The organism is Pseudoalteromonas sp. XI10 (assembly GCF_001469895.1).
Lineage (GTDB): Bacteria > Pseudomonadota > Gammaproteobacteria > Enterobacterales > Alteromonadaceae > Pseudoalteromonas.
Map to the genome: position 1 here is coordinate 154,112 of NZ_LOPY01000011.1, position 19,816 is coordinate 173,927.

At 42.0% G+C, this 19,816-nt stretch carries 19 protein-coding genes and 1 pseudogene; 10 read left to right on the plus strand and 10 right to left on the minus strand.

Annotated features, from left to right (window positions below; translation table 11 throughout):
• Positions 1 to 107: 107 nt before the first annotated feature.
• The 4 genes from AUR67_RS02620 to AUR67_RS02635 all read left to right on the plus strand — a co-directional run bounded on the left by AUR67_RS02620 (position 108) and on the right by AUR67_RS02635 (position 3,683).
• Entirely contained in the window at positions 108 to 644 is a 537-nt protein-coding gene (locus tag AUR67_RS02620) for a DUF4124 domain-containing protein (protein WP_058584000.1), read from the plus strand.
• A gap of 80 nt (positions 645 to 724) precedes the next feature.
• The gene (gene glnL / locus AUR67_RS02625) at positions 725 to 1,795 is read left to right on the plus strand and encodes a nitrogen regulation protein NR(II) (protein ID WP_058584001.1); all 1,071 of its coding nucleotides are present in this window, start codon (positions 725 to 727) and stop codon (positions 1,793 to 1,795) included.
• Between the two features lie 18 nt (positions 1,796 to 1,813).
• Positions 1,814 to 3,199 carry a nitrogen regulation protein NR(I) gene (ntrC, locus tag AUR67_RS02630; protein WP_055198930.1) on the plus strand — a complete coding sequence of 462 codons (1,386 nt, stop codon included), beginning with the start codon at positions 1,814 to 1,816 and terminating at the stop codon, positions 3,197 to 3,199.
• A 25-nt stretch (positions 3,200 to 3,224) separates the two neighbouring features.
• Positions 3,225 to 3,683 carry a cyclic nucleotide-binding domain-containing protein gene (locus AUR67_RS02635; protein WP_054563446.1) on the plus strand — a complete coding sequence of 153 codons (459 nt, stop codon included), beginning with the start codon at positions 3,225 to 3,227 and terminating at the stop codon, positions 3,681 to 3,683.
• On the opposite strand, the gene AUR67_RS02640 is transcribed toward AUR67_RS02635, so the two are convergent.
• Both AUR67_RS02640 and AUR67_RS02645 read right to left on the minus strand, forming a co-directional pair.
• Positions 3,680 to 4,342, minus strand: coding sequence for a hypothetical protein (locus AUR67_RS02640; RefSeq protein WP_058584002.1), 663 nt, complete (start codon positions 4,340 to 4,342; stop codon positions 3,680 to 3,682). The genes AUR67_RS02635 and AUR67_RS02640 overlap by 4 nt on opposite strands.
• Before the next feature lie 53 nt (positions 4,343 to 4,395).
• The gene (locus AUR67_RS02645; RefSeq protein ID WP_055198928.1) at positions 4,396 to 4,683 is read right to left on the minus strand and encodes a hypothetical protein; all 288 of its coding nucleotides are present in this window, start codon (positions 4,681 to 4,683) and stop codon (positions 4,396 to 4,398) included.
• 234 nt (positions 4,684 to 4,917) lie between these two features.
• Here AUR67_RS02645 and AUR67_RS02650 point away from each other — a divergent pair, with 234 nt between their 5' ends.
• The 5 genes from AUR67_RS02650 to AUR67_RS02670 all read left to right on the plus strand — a co-directional run bounded on the left by AUR67_RS02650 (position 4,918) and on the right by AUR67_RS02670 (position 10,156).
• Positions 4,918 to 5,292: an RNA-binding S4 domain-containing protein gene (locus tag AUR67_RS02650; RefSeq protein WP_054563502.1), complete on the plus strand. Its 375-nt coding sequence runs from the start codon at positions 4,918 to 4,920 to the stop codon at positions 5,290 to 5,292.
• A gap of 70 nt (positions 5,293 to 5,362) precedes the next feature.
• A complete protein-coding gene (locus tag AUR67_RS02655; RefSeq protein WP_054563443.1) occupies positions 5,363 to 5,782 on the plus strand; it encodes a hypothetical protein in 420 nt (139 codons plus the stop codon).
• A gap of 220 nt (positions 5,783 to 6,002) precedes the next feature.
• The gene (gene acnA / locus AUR67_RS02660) at positions 6,003 to 8,753 is read left to right on the plus strand and encodes an aconitate hydratase AcnA (RefSeq protein ID WP_058584003.1); all 2,751 of its coding nucleotides are present in this window, start codon (positions 6,003 to 6,005) and stop codon (positions 8,751 to 8,753) included.
• 188 nt (positions 8,754 to 8,941) lie between these two features.
• On the plus strand, positions 8,942 to 9,829 hold the full coding sequence (locus AUR67_RS02665; RefSeq protein WP_058584004.1) for a DUF4097 family beta strand repeat-containing protein: 888 nt from the start codon (positions 8,942 to 8,944) through the stop codon (positions 9,827 to 9,829).
• An 81-nt stretch (positions 9,830 to 9,910) separates the two neighbouring features.
• Positions 9,911 to 10,156: a hypothetical protein gene (locus AUR67_RS02670; RefSeq protein WP_058584005.1), complete on the plus strand. Its 246-nt coding sequence runs from the start codon at positions 9,911 to 9,913 to the stop codon at positions 10,154 to 10,156.
• Here AUR67_RS02670 and AUR67_RS02675 read toward each other — a convergent pair.
• From AUR67_RS02675 to AUR67_RS02695, 5 genes are all read right to left on the minus strand, one after another.
• Positions 10,153 to 10,695: a DUF4124 domain-containing protein gene (locus AUR67_RS02675; protein ID WP_058584006.1), complete on the minus strand. Its 543-nt coding sequence runs from the start codon at positions 10,693 to 10,695 to the stop codon at positions 10,153 to 10,155. The genes AUR67_RS02670 and AUR67_RS02675 overlap by 4 nt on opposite strands.
• 12 nt (positions 10,696 to 10,707) lie before the next feature.
• Positions 10,708 to 11,436, minus strand: a complete 729-nt coding sequence (locus AUR67_RS02680) for a substrate-binding periplasmic protein (RefSeq protein WP_058584007.1) — start codon at positions 11,434 to 11,436, stop codon at positions 10,708 to 10,710.
• Positions 11,437 to 11,536: 100 nt separating this feature from the next.
• Positions 11,537 to 12,277, minus strand: coding sequence for a phosphoadenylyl-sulfate reductase (locus AUR67_RS02685; RefSeq protein ID WP_058584008.1), 741 nt, complete (start codon positions 12,275 to 12,277; stop codon positions 11,537 to 11,539).
• A gap of 38 nt (positions 12,278 to 12,315) precedes the next feature.
• Complete coding sequence (gene cysI / locus AUR67_RS02690) at positions 12,316 to 14,013, minus strand: assimilatory sulfite reductase (NADPH) hemoprotein subunit (protein WP_058584009.1); 1,698 nt, start codon at positions 14,011 to 14,013, stop codon at positions 12,316 to 12,318.
• A 48-nt stretch (positions 14,014 to 14,061) separates the two neighbouring features.
• Positions 14,062 to 15,876, minus strand: a complete 1,815-nt coding sequence (locus AUR67_RS02695; RefSeq protein WP_058584010.1) for an assimilatory sulfite reductase (NADPH) flavoprotein subunit — start codon at positions 15,874 to 15,876, stop codon at positions 14,062 to 14,064.
• A 347-nt stretch (positions 15,877 to 16,223) separates the two neighbouring features.
• On the opposite strand from AUR67_RS02695, the gene AUR67_RS02700 reads away from it, so the two are divergent.
• A complete protein-coding gene (locus AUR67_RS02700; protein WP_058584011.1) occupies positions 16,224 to 17,864 on the plus strand; it encodes an endonuclease in 1,641 nt (546 codons plus the stop codon).
• A gap of 60 nt (positions 17,865 to 17,924) precedes the next feature.
• Here AUR67_RS02700 and AUR67_RS02705 read toward each other — a convergent pair whose 3' ends face one another.
• The 3 genes and pseudogenes from AUR67_RS02705 to tuf all read right to left on the minus strand — a co-directional run.
• Positions 17,925 to 18,239 carry a hypothetical protein gene (locus AUR67_RS02705; RefSeq protein WP_058584012.1) on the minus strand — a complete coding sequence of 105 codons (315 nt, stop codon included), beginning with the start codon at positions 18,237 to 18,239 and terminating at the stop codon, positions 17,925 to 17,927.
• A gap of 65 nt (positions 18,240 to 18,304) precedes the next feature.
• Positions 18,305 to 19,027, minus strand: coding sequence for a hypothetical protein (locus tag AUR67_RS02710; protein WP_152996463.1), 723 nt, complete (start codon positions 19,025 to 19,027; stop codon positions 18,305 to 18,307).
• Positions 19,028 to 19,406: 379 nt separating this feature from the next.
• A pseudogene (gene tuf / locus AUR67_RS02715) lies at positions 19,407 to 19,816 on the minus strand (elongation factor Tu); the annotation flags it as partial.

Here is a 19,816-nt window from a genome sequence, read left to right on the forward strand (position 1 = left end):
CCAGAATTATCTGAAAGATAATAAATGTGTGTTCTCAAGCCCGCTCTGCGGGCTTTTTTAATGGTAATTGAGCGGGTTCTACTCTACAGTTTTATTTAGATTAAAAAATGCAGGGTTGCAGGGTGAAAAGCACAACTTTATTGGTACTATCGCTGATTTTTATAAGCTTTTTTAGCTATAGCGCAGCGCAGAAAGTGTATTCTTGGAAAGATAAAAACGGCGTTTTAGTATTTTCTGATACACCGCGCCCTGGCGCTACCGAAGTAAAGATGAATACCCAAAACCTGACCATGCCAGCTACCGACACCAGCATACTTGATAGCGCACCAAGTGCGACACCAGTCAAATTTAAAGTCAGTATTGCTTCTCCTGCTAATGAAGCGACCGTGCGAGAAAATACCGGTTCAGTGTATGTCACCGCCCGAATTAGCCCACGCTTCGAAACAGGGTTTAAAGTACAGCTTTTATTTGATGGCACACCTCATGGTGCACCAAGTAATAGCACGACCTTCGCACTAAGAGAGGTCAACCGTGGTGAACACACATTACAAGCAAAACTTTATAATGCTAATAATAAACTCGTTTCGGTTAGCCCAATCAGCACCTTTTTCATGCATAGAGCTTCTGTGATTAATAGAAACTAATATTTCAACATAACGGTCTCGCAACGTAAAAAGAATATGCTAAGCTGCACTAAATCGAAACGCACTAAAATGGTGCAACCATGCTCAGTGATACACATTTTAATTCTGAATTACTCGACAGTATTTGGAAAAATTTAAGTACTGCCGTCATTTTACTCGACCATGATTTTAAGCTGGTTTATGCAAATGATAGTGCCAGTGAGCTTTTAGGTTTAGGACCTAAGCGTATTATCAATCAACCGTTCGATAACCTATTTAATTACCACTCGATAGACTTAAAACGCATTGCCCAATACTCCTTGTTCGATGGTGTTGATTGCCACCAGCATAGAGCTGACGTGGTGTTTGTCGATTCTCGTCATGCCAAGCTAACTATTAGCACGCGTCGAATAAATAGTAATAACGACAATTATATTTTGTTTGAATGCCGACAAATGGATGATGAAATTCGCCACGATCAAGCTTCGAATCAAATGCATCAATATCAAGCTGCACGTAACCTAATTCGCGGTTTAGCACACGAAATAAAAAATCCTTTAGGTGGAATTCGCGGAGCGGCGCAATTATTGCAGTATGAGGTTGATCAGCAAGAACGTGATCAATGTGCCGAATTAATCATTGAACAAGCAGACCGTTTACGCGAGCTTGTAGACCGCTTACTTGGTCCGAATCAATTGCCGCATAAATCTTATGGCAACATTCACCAAGCGTTAGAGTCTGTGATTAAACTAAGCATGTTAGATAACAATGCCAATATCACTTTAGTGAAAGACTATGATCCAAGTATACCGAGCGTGTATATCGACCAAAGTAAAATTCAACAAGTGGTACTGAACATTATTCGTAATGCACAACAGGCACTGGTTGATGGTGGCGAGATAAGAATAAAAACCCGCATCAATCATCAACACAGGCGCCCAGGTAAGGCGCCGAAAAAAACCTTGCTGATCCAAATTTCGGATAACGGCCCAGGTATAGACAAGAGCTTACGTGAAACCTTGTTCTACCCAATGATCACCAACAAAGAAAATGGATCAGGGCTTGGTTTATCGATAGCGCAAACCTTGGTTGACCAACATGACGGCCACATTGATTGTGACAGTTGGCCAGGCCATACAGAATTTAATATCTATTTGCCTTTTACGGATTAATGGTTTTTTGGAGTAGTCATGAAAACAGTCTGGTTAGTTGATGATGATGCCTCAATTCGCTTTGTACTAGAGAAAGCGTTGGCACGTGCAGGATTTGAAACTGAAAGCTATGCGAACGCACAAGATGTGCTTAATGCATTAAAGTTTAGCCAGCCAACGGTATTAGTATCTGATGTACGAATGCCGGGTATGGACGGTATGGCGTTACTCGAGACTATTGCTGAGCAAAACCCTGGCCTGCCAGTGATCATCATGACCGCTCACTCAGACTTAGATTCGGCGGTAAATGCCTTCCAAAAAGGGGCATTTGAGTATCTCGCTAAACCGTTCGATTTAGATGAAGCTGTCGCGCTAGTCGAAAGCGCATGCCGTGCTAATTCAACGAAAAAAACTAAACGTAAGCAAGCACCACAAACCAATGCGCATATCATAGGCGAAGCGCCTGCTATGCAAGAGGTGTTTAGGGCAATTGGTAAATTATCAGCATCAAGTATGAGTGTGCTGATTAATGGTGAGTCAGGGACAGGTAAAGAGCTTGTTGCTAGTGCCCTGCATAACCACAGCCCTCGTAAAGAAAACCAATTTATAGCTTTGAATATGGCTGCCATTCCAAAAGAATTGGTCGAGTCAGAGTTATTCGGTCACGAAAAAGGCGCGTTCACTGGAGCCGACAGTATTCGTAAAGGCCGTTTTGAACAAGCGAATGGCGGCACCTTATTTTTAGATGAAATAGGTGATATGCCGCTCGATGTACAAACGCGTTTATTACGCGTGTTAGCCGATGGTGAGTTTTACCGCGTTGGTGGTCATCAAAGTATTAAAGTTGATGTACGTATTATCGCTGCAACGCACCAAAACCTCGAAGACTTGGTAAAACAAGGTAAGTTTCGTGACGACTTATTCCATCGCTTAAACGTGGTGCGTTTACGCTTACCCGCGCTACGTGAGCGTACTGAAGATATTGAACGACTAGCACAACACTTTTTACATAAAAGTGCCAAAGAGCTGCAGGTTGAAAGCAAAATTTTAAGCCCTAAAGCAACCGAACAACTGCGCTTATTCAATTGGCCAGGTAACGTGCGCCAATTAGAGAATACCTGCCGCTGGTTAACGGTTATGGCACCGGGTGAGCTGATCAGCGAGCAAGATTTACCACCAGAGATTGTTGCTGTTACACCAACTGAGCAAGAAGGCGATTGGCTGGATGCATTTCAACAATGGCTTAACCTTGAACTTAAACAAGGCAAAGAAAATATTTGGCCTGCCATTCAAGCACAACTCGAAACTCGTTTGATTAAAACCGCCCTTGCCAACTGTGCTGGCCACAAGCAAGAAGCCGCAGTGAAGATTGGTTGGGGCCGCAATACATTGACCCGCAAGCTAAAAGAGCGCAATATTAGCTAATTTCGCGCTATACCTATGTGAGTCAATGAAGTTAATCGAACACATTCCACTAATTAAACAAATGGAAATTATTAACAGATTGTCGTTCTTTAGAGAGTTTACTCTCAGCGAACGACAAGTGTTATTAGAGTCATTCAGTCATTTATATTTGGTCAAACAAGGCCGTGCTGTTTTTAAACAATACGATGCTGATAAACGGCTATATATCGTGCTAAGCGGCTCACTGATGGTATTCAAACAAAGTCATTTACTCGAACTTGGCACCATTGAGCCCGGTGAATTTATCGGTGAAGGTGCTTTTATCAATAACCGAGAGCACAGTACCAGTGCACGCGCTAGAGTCGATACCATTTTGTTAGCTATTTCCCCTGAAGCACTCACCCGCTTACCTAATGTAATCCGTGAGAAAATTAAAGATCGCATTATCGAAGGCATGAGTGAGCGTATTACTAAGCTTAGTAATTACCTTGAGTCGCGAAGCTAGTCCATATACACAATTTGTAATGAGCAATTTAACCAACTTGGGCTATTAACACGTGCCGTGTAACGGTAAGTATCTGATGGTTTCATACCAAAAGGAGTGCTCACTTCTGGCGTTAAATGACTGTATGTTTGCGAATAATTTTTATAATAAATGACTAGGTAGCCATATAAATAATCCCAATCTAGGGAGACTTTTCTACCACTTGTAAGGGTAAAGTGCGCCTGCTTATCATTAAATGTAACTGCAAGATCATTATACTTGTCTTCAACGCATCCAGTGGTGAGTACACGAGCCGGCATAGTAAAACTGGTGGTGGTATTTTTAGCTCTTAAGTAAAAGCCAATATTGCCATGATTGTAAAAGTGATTGGCATCTGTGGTGTACTTAATTTCAGCTTGATAACCCAGTCCCTGCATAATTTCAGCTAGTTGCTCGGCTTCATGAGTAAGAATTTTATCGCTCGATAGCATTAAGGTTGCATCAGTAAACTCTCTTGGCACAGGAAGCTGGGTATATTCATAGGGTAAGCTTTGTTTATTTAATGCTTGCTCTAATGATTGCAACTGCGACTGTTCAAGGTTTTCTGTGTATACGTAGACTGTAGCTTGCTGACAACCTGCCAAAATTAAAAATATGGCTGCTGAAATTATCCTTTTCATGTTCTTTCTCACTTTAGATTACAAATGTAGTCTAAAGTGAGAAAAACAATAAATCAACTAAGATGTTTTTTTAGCCAACTATTAACACTTTGACGGGTATATAGAATATCTTTAAATAAACGGTGAGTTTGATGCTGAAGCAGTTTTTCTTTATTTGTTTCACCTGAACTTAACTGGCTATGGTTATCATTAAAACGCGAAATTAACGCAAAACCTTGTTCTGACTTTTCAGGCTGAGACTTAATTGTTTGCGTTAACAAAGCTCGCACATCATCTGCAGCAAGCAATGACGAATCTTGCAAACCCATTAACTCTTTTCTTAGCGCTGATCTTACGCCCATTACAACTTCTCCTGAACGAATAAAAAATGAAACGGACATGCATTTAGCAATTTGTACACCAATTCCAAACGCGCGCAGTGTACCCAGTAAATACTGCAGTTTTTTTACTGTTATAAAAATGTCAGATTATTTATTGCTGCAAATTTTAACCGCTTGAAGAGCTTAAAAATTTAATCTTGGTTCAATTGAGTGCTAGGCTTTATAATGGCTGCGATTGAATTAAGAGAGACCAACATGAACGAAGATTTCATCGAAATTGAACTAGAAGAAGAGCCAATAGAGTTATGCAACTTGCTAAAAGTGCTCGACCTAGTCGAAACAGGCGGCCAAGCAAAAGCCTTAATTGGTGAAGGTTATGTTGGAGTTAACTATGAAATTTGTACAATAAAACGGAAAAAATTATACAGTGGTGACGTGCTGGCTTTCGATGGTGAGTTGTTCCAACTGACACTAAGCGAAGATGCAACACCAAATCCTCGCCCACCGGAACCTGTACAAAAAGCACAACCACAAAGCGCTGAAGAAGCGCCAAAAAAATCGAAGCGTAAACGTACTAAAAAGCCAAAAGTAGACGAAAAAACCGGTCGCCGTCCTATCTCGTTTGGTTAACTAGAGCTTGCTTAGTTAGCATAAATCACCTTTAATTGAATGCGATTATAACAACAATAAAAGGTGATTTATGAATCCTCCAGCTTGGCTCAAGCCACTAGCTTGGGCAGCCCTTGTATGGAATCTTTTAGGTGTCATTGCGTTCGTAATGCAACTGTTGATCACACCCGAAATGATTAACCAACTCCCCGAAGCACAACAAGCCGCATACCGCGACATACCGCTCTGGTCAACGGCTGCCTTTGCGATTGCCGTGTTTGCAGCAAGCTTCGCGAGCATATTATTACTGGCAAAAAAAGCCCTTGCGCGCGAGCTATTTTTAATCTCGTTTATCGCCGTATTAGTCCAGCAATATTATAATTTTGTGGTGATAGATAGCCTTGCTATGTTTGGTACTAGCGCATTAGCAATGCCATTGTGTGTTATCGTTATTGGTTTACTATTACTGTTTATTAGCCATAAAGGTAAACAACAAAACTGGCTTAACTAAAAACACTTATTTCTGAGGGTAGTTTAAAGTGACTACCCTTTTTATCTGCCTCTCTCCCTTGAAATAAATCACATCAGCAGCAACTATATTAGGTAGCATATTTTTTCATCAGCTAGATGAATTTCTCAGCTGGTATTAAGTTTGCAATATCACTGTGTCTATTTCGAAAAGGAAACAACAAAGCAAGCCAAATTGCTTACTCAAACCACAGGGGCAAATAATGAATAACAGTTTTGATACCCAAAAGCAGCTTACGATTAATGGTGAGCAATATCATATTCACTCTTTACAAGGTTTAGGCGACAAAGCAAAACGTCTGCCATTCTCTCTAAAAATCTTACTTGAAAACCTGTTGCGCAATGAAGATGGCGTTAATATTAAAAAGCAAGATATCGATGCTTTACTAAACTGGGACCCTCAAGCGAAACCATCCGCAGAAGTAGCGTTTACGCCTGCTCGCGTTGTAATGCAAGATTTTACCGGCGTACCCGCCATTGTCGATTTAGCCGCGATGCGTGATGCCATGGAAAAACTTGGCGGCGACCCCGCAAAAATTAATCCGCTGTCGCCTGCTGAGCTTGTTATTGACCACTCAGTACAAGTTGACGGCTACGGTGAAGATGGCTCATTCGACTTAAATGCGAAACTTGAATATGAGCGTAACAAAGAGCGTTACGAATTTTTACGCTGGGGGCAAACGGCCTTCGATAACTTGAAAGTCGTGCCACCAGCAACCGGTATCGTACACCAAGTTAACTTAGAATATTTAGCCCGCGTGGTATTTAACGATAGTAAAAATGGTAAATCACTCGCCTACCCAGATACCCTAGTCGGAACCGATTCGCACACCACCATGATCAATGGTCTTGGGGTATTAGGCTGGGGTGTAGGTGGTATTGAAGCCGAAGCCGCAATGCTTGGTCAACCAATCAGCTTACTTATTCCACAGGTCGTTGGCTTTAAGCTCAATGGTCGCCTGCCAGAAGGCACAACTGCAACAGACCTGGTACTAACCGTAACAGAAATGCTGCGTAACCATGGCGTAGTGGGTAAATTTGTTGAGTTTTATGGTGATGGTCTTGCTGATTTACCGCTTGCAGACCGTGCAACTATCGCAAACATGGCGCCTGAGTATGGTGCAACCTGCGGTATTTTCCCAATTGATGATGAAACCATCAACTACCTACGTTTAACTAACCGCGATGACAAGCAACTTAAACTCATCGAGGACTATGCAAAGCACCAAGGTTTATGGCGTAACCCTGGCGATGAAGCTCATTATACCGACACACTAGAGCTATCACTTGATGATGTTGTGCCAAGCCTTGCTGGTCCTAAGCGCCCGCAAGATAGAATCGCCCTTGATAAAGCAGGTAGCATTATTGGTGAGCACTTAAAAGGCTTTCAAGAAGAGCGTATGCAACATCGCGATAAAAGCGATGCTCAAGAGGCGCGCATTGAAGATGAAGGCCCAACCACTAACCCTGATGAGCCAGTGAACGAAGCTCAGTTTATGGGTGCAGCTAAGGTTAACTTTAAAGGAGAAGAGTTTGAGCTTAATGATGGCGCTTGTGTCATTGCTGCAATTACAAGTTGTACAAACACGTCAAACCCAAGTGTTATTTTAGCTGCTGGCCTAGTGGCTAAAAAAGCCAAGCAACTGGGCTTAAAGGTTAAACCATGGGTTAAAACCTCACTTGCTCCTGGCTCACAAGTGGTGACTGATTACTTGAAAAAAGCCGACTTAATGGATGATTTAGATGCGTTAGGCTTTAACCTTGTCGGTTATGGTTGTACAACCTGTATCGGTAACTCAGGCCCACTAGCTGATGAAATCACCGATGCAATTCAAAAGCATAAACTGGTTGTAAGCTCAATTTTATCGGGTAACCGTAACTTTGAAGGGCGTATTCACCAAGATGTGAAAATGAACTTCTTAGCGTCACCACCTCTTGTGGTTGCATACGCAATTGCGGGTCGTACAGATATAGACGTTTATAACGAGCCGCTTGCGCAAGACCCTAATGGTAATGACATTTATCTAAAAAATATCTGGCCAAGTGTTAGTGAAGTGAACGAACTCGTCCGCGAAACTGTAACCAAAGAAATGTTCGCATCAAGCTATGGCAACGTATATCAAGGTGATGATCGTTGGCAGAAAATTCAAATTCCTGATGGCAAACTTTATGATTGGGATGATGGGTCAACCTACATCAAAAAAGCGCCATTCTTTGATGGTATGGAAATTGAGCCTCCTGGCATTCCTAGCATTAGTGGTGCGCGCTGTTTAGCTAAATTAGGTGACTCAGTTACCACTGACCACATCTCGCCAGCAGGTGCGATTAAAGCGGATGCGCCAGCAGGTCTTTACTTGCAAGAGCACGGTGTACAAAAAGCACAATTTAACTCGTACGGTTCGCGCCGTGGTAACCACGAAGTAATGATGCGCGGTACCTTTGCGAATGTGCGTTTACGTAATCTATTAGCACCGGGTACCGAAGGCGGTGTAACCCGTATGCAGCCAAGCGATGAGCTTGCCAGTATTTATGATGCAGCGATGCAATATCAGCAAGATGGCACGCCACTGATTATTTTAGCAGGCGCGGAATATGGTACAGGTTCATCACGTGACTGGGCTGCTAAAGGTTCACTTCTGCTTGGTGTTAAAGCCGTTATTGCACAAAGCTATGAGCGTATTCACCGTTCAAACCTGATTGGTATGGGTGTTTTACCCCTACAATTTAAAGAAGGTGAAAGCTATGAGTCACTGGGTCTAACCGGCCAAGAGTCATTCGACTTTGAAGGCTTATACGACAAAACCAATGAAGTTAGTGTGATTGCCACTAACAGTGAAGGCAAACAAATTAGCTTTAGTGTTGATGTGCGTATTGATACCCCGAAAGAGTGGGATTACTACAAACACGGCGGTATTTTACAGTATGTACTGCGTAATATGCTGGCTGAGCAATAACTGCTTTTAAGTTAACTAAGGGGCTGAATTTTCAACCCCTTTTTTGTTTAAATCACCAATTAATTGCAGTTTAGACCAACACACTTACTTACAAAAAATGAAAAGCACATAAAAATCAGCATGTTAAAATTGGACCATAGTTTGCAAATGCTAACCAGATAAAAATCACAATAATTTTTGGAATCCATATGACTATTGCATCATTCAAACGCGCAATTTGCGCAACGGCCATCTCATCAAGTTTATTATTAACGGGCTGTGTTATTCATGTCTCTCCGGGTCAAATCGCAGAACAAAAACAACAAGACTTAAGCGTGTCGGCTGTCAATTTAAACGAGCTAAAAATTGATGCCGAAGCAGGTTCACTGATCATCAAAGGCGACAGCAACGCCACGGCTATCACAGTGAATGCTAATATCTATGCGGCTAAAGGCGATGAGACCTATACATTAACCCTCGAAAAGCACGGCGACACCGCAGAGCTTATCAGTAAGCTCAATAATGGTAACTTTTCGTTTTACAGTGGCTCATCACCTCATATTGATTTAATTGTCTCTGTGCCTAGCAATCTTAACCTAGATATCGATGATGACTCAGGTGATATCGTGATACGTGCTATGCAAAACGATATCAGCATTGATGATGACTCAGGATCAATTGTGATCGAAGGTGGTCGCACTATTAATATTGATGATGACTCGGGCGATATTCGCATTAGCAATGTCAGCGGCAATATCAGCATTGAAGACGATTCTGGCTCAATTATGATAGACCAAGGCCAAGGGCGTATTGATATTGAAGATGACTCTGGTGATATCCAAATAGAGAACAGCCAAGGACCTGCGCGTATTATTGACGAATCAGGTAGTATCAGCGTTAAAACATTGGCTGGTGCGCTTACTATTGAAGATGGCTCTGGCGATATCGATGTAAGACAAATCAAAGGGCTGGTTACCATAACCGATGGCTCTGGCAGTATTTATGTGGATGACACACTCGGCCTGACAATTATCGAAGCGGGTTCAGGTGATTTAAGCATCGATAACATCAACGGCCCAGTAAAGTTGGATAGATAATCAACAATTGCTTGATTTAGAACAATCCCATTAATTACAACAGCACCTACACTTTAATTAAGGCTAAAGTGAGGTGCTTGTATGACTGAACAAACCATCATTCGAATCTTAAAAACCTTTATTATTTTAGGTATTTGCCTAATTATATTGGGGCACTCTTTATTAGCCGGTAATTACTTAAGTGATAGCATGGGTATACATGGCATAATGATCAGCGCAGCGTGTATTGCTGTTGGTGTGCTATTCTCTTTGCCTACCAAAATTTATCTCACTATTTTACTTATGAAAATGGAAAGCGATCTAAAAGCACATAACAAACAGAGCTAATTTCCACCTTGCTCTTTGAGCTGCTGTTCAAGTTGCTTGTTACGTTGCTCCATAAGCTGTTTTACTTGCTCAGCGTCTTGCATCATCTTTTGTACATTTTTAGGGTCGTATACGCCAAGCGCTGAAGGTGCTTCGTTAGCTTTAACGGTTGCTGGTTGCTTCTCATCTGCCTGAAAAGTCTCTGCAGGTAGCACTGTTATGTCGTTCGGATCTAAACTTACCGCAGTACTAACGTAATTAGGGTGAGGTGTATCAGCATAGTGCCACTGACCATGTTCATCTTGCCATTTATAAACAACAACAGTTGTATTAACGTCTTTGCTAAAACTCAATTTCTCAGTGAGCTTCTTGGCTTGACTGCTAAGCGTATCAGCACTTTGCGAAGCAAAATCACTCACATCACCACTAACTTTTTCCGAGTAACGCTCGAACATGCTCAGCTCTAAGTAAGGTTTACCGTCTGGCTTTTTAATATAAAACAGCAGCGCAACACTGGTCAGTAGCAGCATAACGGCAAGATAACAAAAACGCTTAATCATTCGATTTACCGATTATTGGTAGTTACTCTCAATCTTAGCAAATTCACCGGATGATTTAAGATTTTTCATAAATTCGTTAAATTGCTCGCTCATGCGCTTACCTTTTTCATTGTAAGTAAACTGTAATTGCATCGGTGCCTTACCAACACTGTAATCACTCACCGTGAATTTTTTAAAAGCATTATTTTTTGAGGCATACCACTGCAATGTGTTTTTTGCGATCACAGCAACACGTTGATTTTGCTGCATGTCGACTAAAGCCTTCAGCATATCTAGTTCAGAGTAAAAGTCTTCACGGTGCAATTTTCCAGATGCAAACAACGCTTCAAATTGTGGGTAGGTATAGCCAAAGCGGGCCATCAACACATAACCACCTAGCTCATCAATAGCTGGAATATGACAACCTCTCGGCATAACTAAAATATCTTCCACAACTGCGATGCTATCACTCCAATAGTATTGATTACCTCCGCGATACCACTGCTCAGACTCTAAGCGCACATCAACCTTGCCTTCATCAAGTAAATGCTGTGAACGTACTTCAGGAACTAAAATATAGTCAGTTTTCAGCTTGTACTGTTCAGCAAATCGCTCAAGTAGCTCATCAACTAACCCCTTTTTTTTGCCACTAACTAAATGGTATGGAGGGTAATCTGTGTCATAAAGCGCAACCCTCAAAGTTTCTGCTCGCACTAAAGGCACAATTAAAAACAACAATAAAAAAGCAACAGCACGACTCATAATTTTCTCTCATAGAATTAAGCCTGAGATTGTATATAAATAGCACAAAAAAAGCGCAGGCTAAGCTGCGCTTTGAGAAAATTCTGATAGGAATTTAGGATTAGATACCATCACCATCAATATGTAAGCCACATTCACGGTTTAAACCAAAGAAACGCGTCTCTTCTTCTGTCATACCTGGTTCAAGTTTACGCGTGGTGTGTACATCACCCATAGACACATAACCTTGTTCCCAAAGTGGGTGATACGGTAAATCATGCTTAGTTAGATACTGATAAATATCGCGGTTGTTCCACTCAATAAGTGGGTAGACTTTCACAGTACCACGGCTGATTTCAACAATTTGCTTATCAGCACGGCTTGATGATTGGTCACGACGTAAACCACTAAACCAGGTGCCTGCTTGCAACTCGTTTAATGCGCGGCTCATAGGCTCAACTTTATTAAGTTGATTATACTGCTTAATACCGGCTTCACCTTGCTCCCAAAGTTTACCAAACTTCGCTTCTTGCCACGCGGGGCTAAGCTCAGCTTTATAAACTTTAAGATTAAGCGAAAGTCGCTCCGTCATTTGCTCGATGAACTGATAGGTTTCAGGGAACAAATAACCAGTGTCAGTCAGTACTACAGGAATATCTGGCTGCTGCGATGTTACTAAGTGCAACATCACCGCCGCTTGAATACCAAAGCTCGACGACAAAAAGTGTGTGCTTGGTAAGTTTTCAAGTGCCCATGCAACACGCTCTTCTGCGCTTTTATCAGCCAAAAGACCATTAATATCAGCCAGCATGGCTGTTTGGTCTTCTTTGCTCATCGTTAAGATGTCTTTAAATTCACTCATGGTTAATTCCAAACCTTAAAGCGGTATCGCTTATAAAATTATGCGTGAAAATCGGTTACTGAAACTTTTACTTCAGCAACAATGCCTTTGCGAATTACAAAATCACCAAAACACTCGCCTTCATTACGCTCACTTGCCCATTGGCCAATTAGCTTATCGAATGCTTCTAGGTATACGTCTTCGCCGACATTTTCTAAATACAATTTTGGAATACGCGTGCCTTCGCGGTTACCGCCTAAGTACACGTTGTATTTACCCGGACCTTTACCAACAAGACCCGCTTCTGCCAACATGGCGCGGCCACAGCCATTCGGACAACCCACAACACGCATAATGATGTTGTCATCGCTGATGCCGTGCTTAGCTAATAACGCTTCAGTTTTCTCAATTAAGCTTGGTAAATAACGCTCTGCTTCAGCCATCGCTAACGGACACGTTGGCAATGCCACACACGCCATTGAGTTTTTACGCTGCTCTGTATGGCTGTCATCAATTAAGCCATGGTTGCGAGCAATTTCTTCGATTACCGCTTTTTGATCAGCCGGAACACCTGCGATGATCAAGTTTTGGTTTGCTGTCATACGGAAATCACCTTGGTGAATTTCAGCAATTTTACGGCAGCCTGTTTTAAGAGGTTGATTTGGGTAATCTAAAATACGGCCACTTTGGATAAACAGCGTTAAGTGGTGCTTACCATCAATACCTTCAACCCAACCGATGCGGTCACCACGGTGAGTGAACTCATACGGGCGGCTCTGCTGAAATTGAACACCGGCACGTTTTTCAACTTCAGCTTTAAATACATCAGAACCTACGCGGTCTAGTGTGTACTTAGTTTTCGCATTTTTACGGTTAGAGCGGTTACCCCAATCACGCTGTACAGACACCACGTGCTCAGCAATTTTTAACGTATGCTCAAGTGGAATAAAACCAAAGTCATCTGCTTTACGTGGATACGTTGCTGTATCACCGTGAGTCATCGCAAGACCACCACCCACTAACACGTTAAAGCCAACTAACTTGCCGTTTTCTGCAATTGCCACGAAGTTTAAGTCGTTCGCATGCACATCCACTTCATTGTTCGGTGGAATTGTCACAGTGGTTTTAAACTTACGCGGTAAGTAAGTTGAACCTAAAATTGGCTCTTCGGTGGTTTCACTCTTTTCACCATTTAACCAAATTTCTGCGTACGCTTTGGTTTTTGGTAATAGGTGCTCAGAGATCTTCGCAGCCCACTCGTAAGCTTCTTGGTGAAGCTCAGACTCAACAGGGTTAGTTGTACATAATACGTTTCGGTTTACATCGCCTGCCGTTGCAATTGAGTCAATACCCACGCTATTAAGCATTTGATGCATGCCTTTAATGTTTGGCTTAAGCACACCATGGAACTGGAACGTTTGACGCGTGGTTAAACGAATACTTCCATAGCTGGTTTTCTCTTCAGCAAACTTATCAATCGCTAACCATTGCTCTGGCTTGATGATACCGCCAGGCATACGAGCACGTAACATAACGTTATGTAACGGCTCTAGTTTTTGTTTAGCGCGCTCAGGGCGAATATCACGGTCATCTTGCTGGTACATGCCGTGGAAACGGATCAGTTGGAAGTTATCAGCAGTGAAACCACCTGTGATCTCGTCTTTTAAATCTTGCTCAATTGTGCCACGTAAAAAGTTACTTTCTCTTTTCAAACGCTCGTTATCAGAAAGCTTTACGTTTTTGTCTTGTTCGCTCATGGTATTTCCTAAATTTGTTACAGTGACGGCTGTTAGCTTTAAACGTGATTAGTACACGTCTTTCTGATAGCGGTTTGCGCTACGTAAATCTTTTAAATATTGCTCAGCTTGTTCATCATCTTTGCCGCTATTTTCTTTGATAATGTCTACAAGCGCCTGATGAACATCTTTCGCCATGCGGTTTGCGTCACCACAGATATACAAATGAGCACCCGCTTCTAACCAAGCAAATACTTCTTGGCTGTTTTTGCGAAGTTTGTCTTGAACATAAACTTTTTCAGCTTGATCACGGCTAAACGCCACATCAACTTTAGTCAGTAAACCTGACTTCAAGTAACCTTGAATTTCTACTTGGTATAAGAAGTCTTGAGTAAAGTGTGGGTTACCAAAGAATAACCAGTTTTTACCGCTTGCTTCACGAGCATCACGCTCTTGTAAAAACGCACGGAATGGGGCAATACCCGTACCCGGACCTACCATGATAATTGGCGTTTCATCATTAGCCGGTAAACGGAAGTTATCGTTATGCTCGCTGAATACTTTTACTTTACAGCCTTCTTCAGCACGACGTGCTAAATAGCCAGAACAACCACCTAAATGCTCGCTACCGAATGCATCAAACTCAACCAGACCCACAGTTAAGTGAACTTCTTCTTCAACTTCTGCTTGGCTAGATGCGATCGAATATAAACGTGCTTGTAGTTTACGTAAGCAGTCTACTAAGGTTTGTGCTTCTAGTTGAGCTGGGTTTTGACGAATAATATCGAAGATTTGGCGAGGTTCGATGTACTCACGCATTGCCGCTTTATCTTCAACTAACTTTAATAATTCAGGATTGCCCGTTGCTGTTGCATATTTTTCAACAAAGCCTGGGTATGACTGAGTTAATTCTAATTTTTCGATTAATGCATCACGAACACTTAGCTCTTCGTCGCCGAGTTTAACCGTGTTAGATGCATCGATTTGTGTAAGCGTAAGTACTTCATCAACAAGCGCTTCGTCATTTAAGAAGTAAACGCCTAGCGAATCACCCGGTGTATAGGTGATGTCTGAACCTTCTAATGAGATTTCTACATGACGCACGTCTTTGGTTGAATCACGGCCCGTAATTTTTTGCACAACACTTAGCTCTGCAGCAAATGGGTTTTGCTTGGTGTATTGGCTTGCTGCTGGTGCCGCTGCACCAAATGGCATAGCCACAACTTGACCACCACTTGCTTGCTGCTGCGCTTTAAGATCAGGTTCAAACGCATCAAGTGCACCATCAATCCACTTAGCTGCTTCATCATCGTAATCAACGTCTAGGTCAGCACGCTGGAAAATAGTTTCTGCGCCAAGCTTGTTAAAACGTTCTTCAAAATCTTTTGCTGTTTGGCAGAAGAACTCGTAGCTTGAATCTCCTAAGCCGATCACAGCCACTTTAACATCATCTAGTTTTGGTGCTTTTTTAGTTATTAAAAACTCATGCAGGCTTTCAGCGTCTTCTGGTGGCTCGCCCTCACCGTAAGTTGAAACAACAACCGTGATGAATTTTTCTTTTTTCAGGGCAGTTGGTTTGTAGTCAGCCATGTTTACTAGCTTAACAGTTAGACCGCGCGACTCTGCTTGCTCTTTTAACTTGCTCGCCACGCCTTTTGCGTTACCCGTTTGCGAGCCGTATAAAATAGTTAGCGGTGCAGCATCACCTGCAGCTGGAGTGGCAGCAACACCACCGGTTAATGCACCTGCGTTGGCATTAGCAGCTAAGTAACCACTTACCCATGCTTGCTGAATTGGATTAAGTTCAGCCACTAAGCCTTGCAGCTTTTGTACTTGCTCTTGCGATAGCGGGCTCGCCGCTGCATTTAGTTGACTTAACAACATGAATTTATTCCTCGTAACCCTGAAAAGTTAACTGCGAAACGAACTTGCTACTGTCATTTCGCGAACAATTTTTTCGACTTTAAAGACCCAATAGAAATGCTTTAAAGGTTTATCTGAGCGTGAAGAATAACGAGGTCTGAGGCGATTAAAAAAGAATAGAATCTGCTTTGATATTCCATTTAGTTATTAATTTAGTATTTATCCAAAAAAAACATGTTAAAAGCAAAAATTCCCAAATAAGAAACTTTTATTAATTAACATTATTGCAACATAAGCCAATTAGCCTATACTCGCTGTGTTCATTTTGAGAACAGCAAAAACTATTAAAATATAAAAAGGAAAATACAATGTCACACGGGACATGTAAAAAATATATGCTAGCCAGTAGCTTACTATGTTTAGCAAGTTCAGCATTGGCAAATGTTAGTAACGCCGACTTCGAAAGCTGGTCAGCAAATACCCCTGCAAGCTGGAGCACTATTGATAGCGGTATTAGTCTTAGCGCTAATACTAATGTGGTTTACTCAGGTAATTACTCAGCACAAGTCGTGGTGAATACTGGCACGCAAAGTAATACCGATTTACAACAATTAGTAGAGGTAGTGGCGGGTGAAAGTTATGAGTTTTCTGCTTGGGTTTACCATACCGAAGGCGGCGTAAAAGCTCGCTTAGTAGTTGATGGCTATCAAGGCTATTCTAACTCAGCATTAACTAATCAATGGCAACAAATCAGTTATCAGTACACAGCCTCTGCGACCACATCAATTAATGTTGGCCTGCGCTTTTACGATGTAACTGGTTTTGATGGCAGCGAAGTCGTTTATGTAGATAACTTTGCACCAAACACAGGCTCAACCCCACCACCTACGGGCAGCTGCGCCGATAACCAAGTATCTTTTACCCTCACTACCGATAACTATGGGGAAGAAACCAGCTGGCAAATAACCAATAGCCAAGGTAGTGCAGTAGCATCAGGCGGCAGCTACGCAGCAAATACTCAGTACAGTGAGCAAGCATGTTTAACTGATGGTGACTATACCTTTACTATTTTTGATAGCTATGGTGATGGCATATGCTGCTCTTACGGTAACGGTAGCTATAACCTTTCATTCGGTCAAACAGTACTCGCCAGTGGTGCAAGCTTCCAAAACTCAGAAGCTACGCCGTTTAGTTTAGGTGATAGCTCAGGTGGCGGTGACGGGGGTGGTACAACACCAACAGAGCCAACGGGGTACTATGTTACAACGCAAGGCCTTAGTGGTTATGCACTGAAAACAGAGCTATACAACATTATCAAAGGTCACAACTCTCAAGGCTATTCTGCGATTTGGAGTTTTTACGATATTGCTTCACGCGATAAGTATTTTGAAAACGACAACTCTATTTTAGATCTTTATTCAGAGAACCCCGCAGGCCAAGACAGCTACAACTATGTTGCTGTAAGCGACCAATGTGGTACATACAACAGCGAAGCTGATTGCTACAACCGTGAGCATTCTTTCCCGAAAAGTTGGTTTGGCGGTAAGGTTGAGCCAATGAATTCAGACGTACATCACATTTTTGCCACTGATGGTTATGTGAATTCAAAACGCAGTAACTACCCGTTTGGTGAAGTAGCTAGTGCAAGCTATACCTCTAGTAACGGCAGCAAAGTAGGCAGCGCTGCCAGCTCATTAAATTACTCAGGAACGGTTTTTGAACCTATTGATGAATTTAAAGGTGACTTTGCAAGAGCCTATTTCTATATGGCAACACGCTATGAAAACGTGATTGGCTCATGGCAAAACAACACAACCTACAGTAATGCTGTACTGAATGGTTCATCTGATCAGGTTTTTGAGAGCTGGGTTGTTGCTATGTTATTAAAGTGGCATAACGAGGATCCTGTTAGCCAATTAGAGCTTGACCGTAACCAAGCAGCTTATGAACATCAAGGTAACCGCAACCCATTTGTGGATCACCCAGAATTTGTAGAAATGATTTGGTAACTTCGTTAAGCCAAGGCACTTAGTTTCGGCTAAGTGCCTTTTTATACGGTAAAGCATGACTTAAGCCCCATTAGGGTTTAACTGCTCGACAAGACGAATGTCATGTAACAAATGGTTATGCCTTACCGACAAAGTATTTTCTTCTGTTGGCTTTATTTTATAACCGAGCTGCTGTAAAACCAGCGTAAATAGGGCGGCATGTTGATAACTAAGAGGTTGTCCGCTTAATTCAAATTCTTCGATTACGCTATTTGCATAGCTAGAGCTATTTTGTAATGACTGCCAAATACGCGCTTGTACTTGAGAAATCTGTATCAGTGACGTGTGATAGCAATTGATTTGTAGGCTTAATAAATAGTTTTCTAGTGAGTTCATAGCGATATCCATTACAAAAAACGCTACTTTAAAAGCTCAAGTTAAGTTGAGGTAAAGTGTTTTTATTACTTTTTACTCCACTTATTCATTATATCTTTAAATAGTTTTGCTTCTTTATCTTCACAGGGTCTTGGGGATCCGCTTGGCACTCCAGATTTACCAAACACCGAATTAAAATCTATGCCGTAACACATGCCATTTAGCACCTCGATACGCTTGCTGCCATCGCCATTTTGCCAAACGACAGTTGCTTTATCAGAGACGGTTAATTGCGCAGGCACTGTAACCCTGCCTGCTGGCGGATTATCATTCACGTCTTCAACCTGCCCAAATAACGAAGCACTTGAAGAGCCATTTTCAAAATTAAGCTGTGGGATTGGCGCATAAGGGTTGAGCTTTTTAAATGGTACTGCGGTGGTTTTTGAATTCTCAAGTGCCTGATTAGGCTTTACAACCTCAGAGGTAGCTTTTTTTGGTTCATCTATTGTGGGATTAACTGTATTAGAATCACTTATCTGCCCAGAGCTACTCTGCGAAGTTTCTTCGTTTTTTGGCAAAGAATTAACCTCATCAGGCATTCCTTCTGTTTGCTCAGGTGAAGGGTTTTCTTGGATTTTCTGCAAGCTAGGTAACGAAGTTAAATCAACACTCACATACGCGTTGATTACTTTTGGCGGTTCAGCGACTGCGGGGAGTTTCACAAACTTTCCATATCGAGCAAATAACAGCAACAAAACAGCATGTAACGAAATTGAGATGATCCATGCTTTGTAATTCCCTTTTAACACCCAAGCGCCCCGTTTTATTTTTAAGAGTGCTAAATGAGTGAATTAGTTCATAGGAAAGTTTCGAGTTAGTGAGGGTAAAGGTTCTAGTTTCTAGTTTCTAGTTTCTAGTTTCTAGTTCAAGCATAACCTTGGGAGTGCTTTATGATAGTTTGGTTTTATCAAAGTACAGGTTTACATGGATTTTGTTGGGTTTCGCTCCGCTCAAACCAACCTACCCGAAGAGTGAACAGGGTGAATACTGAGTGAGACACCACACAAACCAACCCCACCAATTTAATCTGACGTCTGAAAGCTGACAGCTGAGAGCTTTTTTCACCCATAAAAAAACCCGAGACTAAGCTCGGGTTTTTCTTAATGCTTGATGCATCACTATAGTTGATTACTCAACGATAGTTGCAACAACACCAGCACCAACTGTACGGCCACCTTCACGGATAGCGAAGCGTAAACCTTCGTCCATCGCGATTGGGCAGATTAGTTCTACAGTCATCTTGATGTTATCACCAGGCATTACCATTTCAACGCCGTCTGGTAACTGTACGTCACCTGTTACGTCAGTTGTACGGAAGTAGAACTGTGGACGGTAACCTTTGAAGAATGGAGTGTGACGACCACCTTCATCTTTAGAAAGTACGTATACTTCTGAAGTGAATTTCGTGTGTGGAGTGATTGAACCAGGCTTAGCTAGTACTTGACCACGTTCAACGTCTTCACGCTTAGTACCACGTAGAAGTGCACCGATGTTCTCACCCGCACGACCTTCGTCTAGAAGCTTACGGAACATCTCAA

Bases quoted from the DNA above. Each gene is read 5' to 3' on its own strand.
- AUR67_RS02680 (WP_058584007.1), bottom strand. From the start codon at position 11,436: ATGAGTCGTGCTGTTGCTTTTTTATTGTTGTTTTTAATTGTGCCTTTA.
- AUR67_RS02700 (WP_058584011.1), top strand. From the start codon at position 16,224: ATGTCACACGGGACATGTAAAAAATATATGCTAGCCAGTAGCTTACTA.
- AUR67_RS02640 (WP_058584002.1), bottom strand. From the start codon at position 4,342: ATGAAAAGGATAATTTCAGCAGCCATATTTTTAATTTTGGCAGGTTGT.
- acnA (WP_058584003.1), top strand. From the start codon at position 6,003: ATGAATAACAGTTTTGATACCCAAAAGCAGCTTACGATTAATGGTGAG.
- AUR67_RS02650 (WP_054563502.1), top strand. From the start codon at position 4,918: ATGAACGAAGATTTCATCGAAATTGAACTAGAAGAAGAGCCAATAGAG.
- AUR67_RS02695 (WP_058584010.1), bottom strand. From the start codon at position 15,876: ATGTTGTTAAGTCAACTAAATGCAGCGGCGAGCCCGCTATCGCAAGAG.
- glnL (WP_058584001.1), top strand. From the start codon at position 725: ATGCTCAGTGATACACATTTTAATTCTGAATTACTCGACAGTATTTGG.
- AUR67_RS02665 (WP_058584004.1), top strand. From the start codon at position 8,942: ATGACTATTGCATCATTCAAACGCGCAATTTGCGCAACGGCCATCTCA.
- AUR67_RS02675 (WP_058584006.1), bottom strand. From the start codon at position 10,695: ATGATTAAGCGTTTTTGTTATCTTGCCGTTATGCTGCTACTGACCAGT.
- AUR67_RS02685 (WP_058584008.1), bottom strand. From the start codon at position 12,277: ATGAGTGAATTTAAAGACATCTTAACGATGAGCAAAGAAGACCAAACA.
- AUR67_RS02635 (WP_054563446.1), top strand. From the start codon at position 3,225: ATGAAGTTAATCGAACACATTCCACTAATTAAACAAATGGAAATTATT.
- AUR67_RS02705 (WP_058584012.1), bottom strand. From the start codon at position 18,239: ATGAACTCACTAGAAAACTATTTATTAAGCCTACAAATCAATTGCTAT.
- AUR67_RS02670 (WP_058584005.1), top strand. From the start codon at position 9,911: ATGACTGAACAAACCATCATTCGAATCTTAAAAACCTTTATTATTTTA.
- AUR67_RS02645 (WP_055198928.1), bottom strand. From the start codon at position 4,683: ATGGGCGTAAGATCAGCGCTAAGAAAAGAGTTAATGGGTTTGCAAGAT.
- AUR67_RS02620 (WP_058584000.1), top strand. From the start codon at position 108: ATGCAGGGTTGCAGGGTGAAAAGCACAACTTTATTGGTACTATCGCTG.
- AUR67_RS02655 (WP_054563443.1), top strand. From the start codon at position 5,363: ATGAATCCTCCAGCTTGGCTCAAGCCACTAGCTTGGGCAGCCCTTGTA.
- ntrC (WP_055198930.1), top strand. From the start codon at position 1,814: ATGAAAACAGTCTGGTTAGTTGATGATGATGCCTCAATTCGCTTTGTA.
- cysI (WP_058584009.1), bottom strand. From the start codon at position 14,013: ATGAGCGAACAAGACAAAAACGTAAAGCTTTCTGATAACGAGCGTTTG.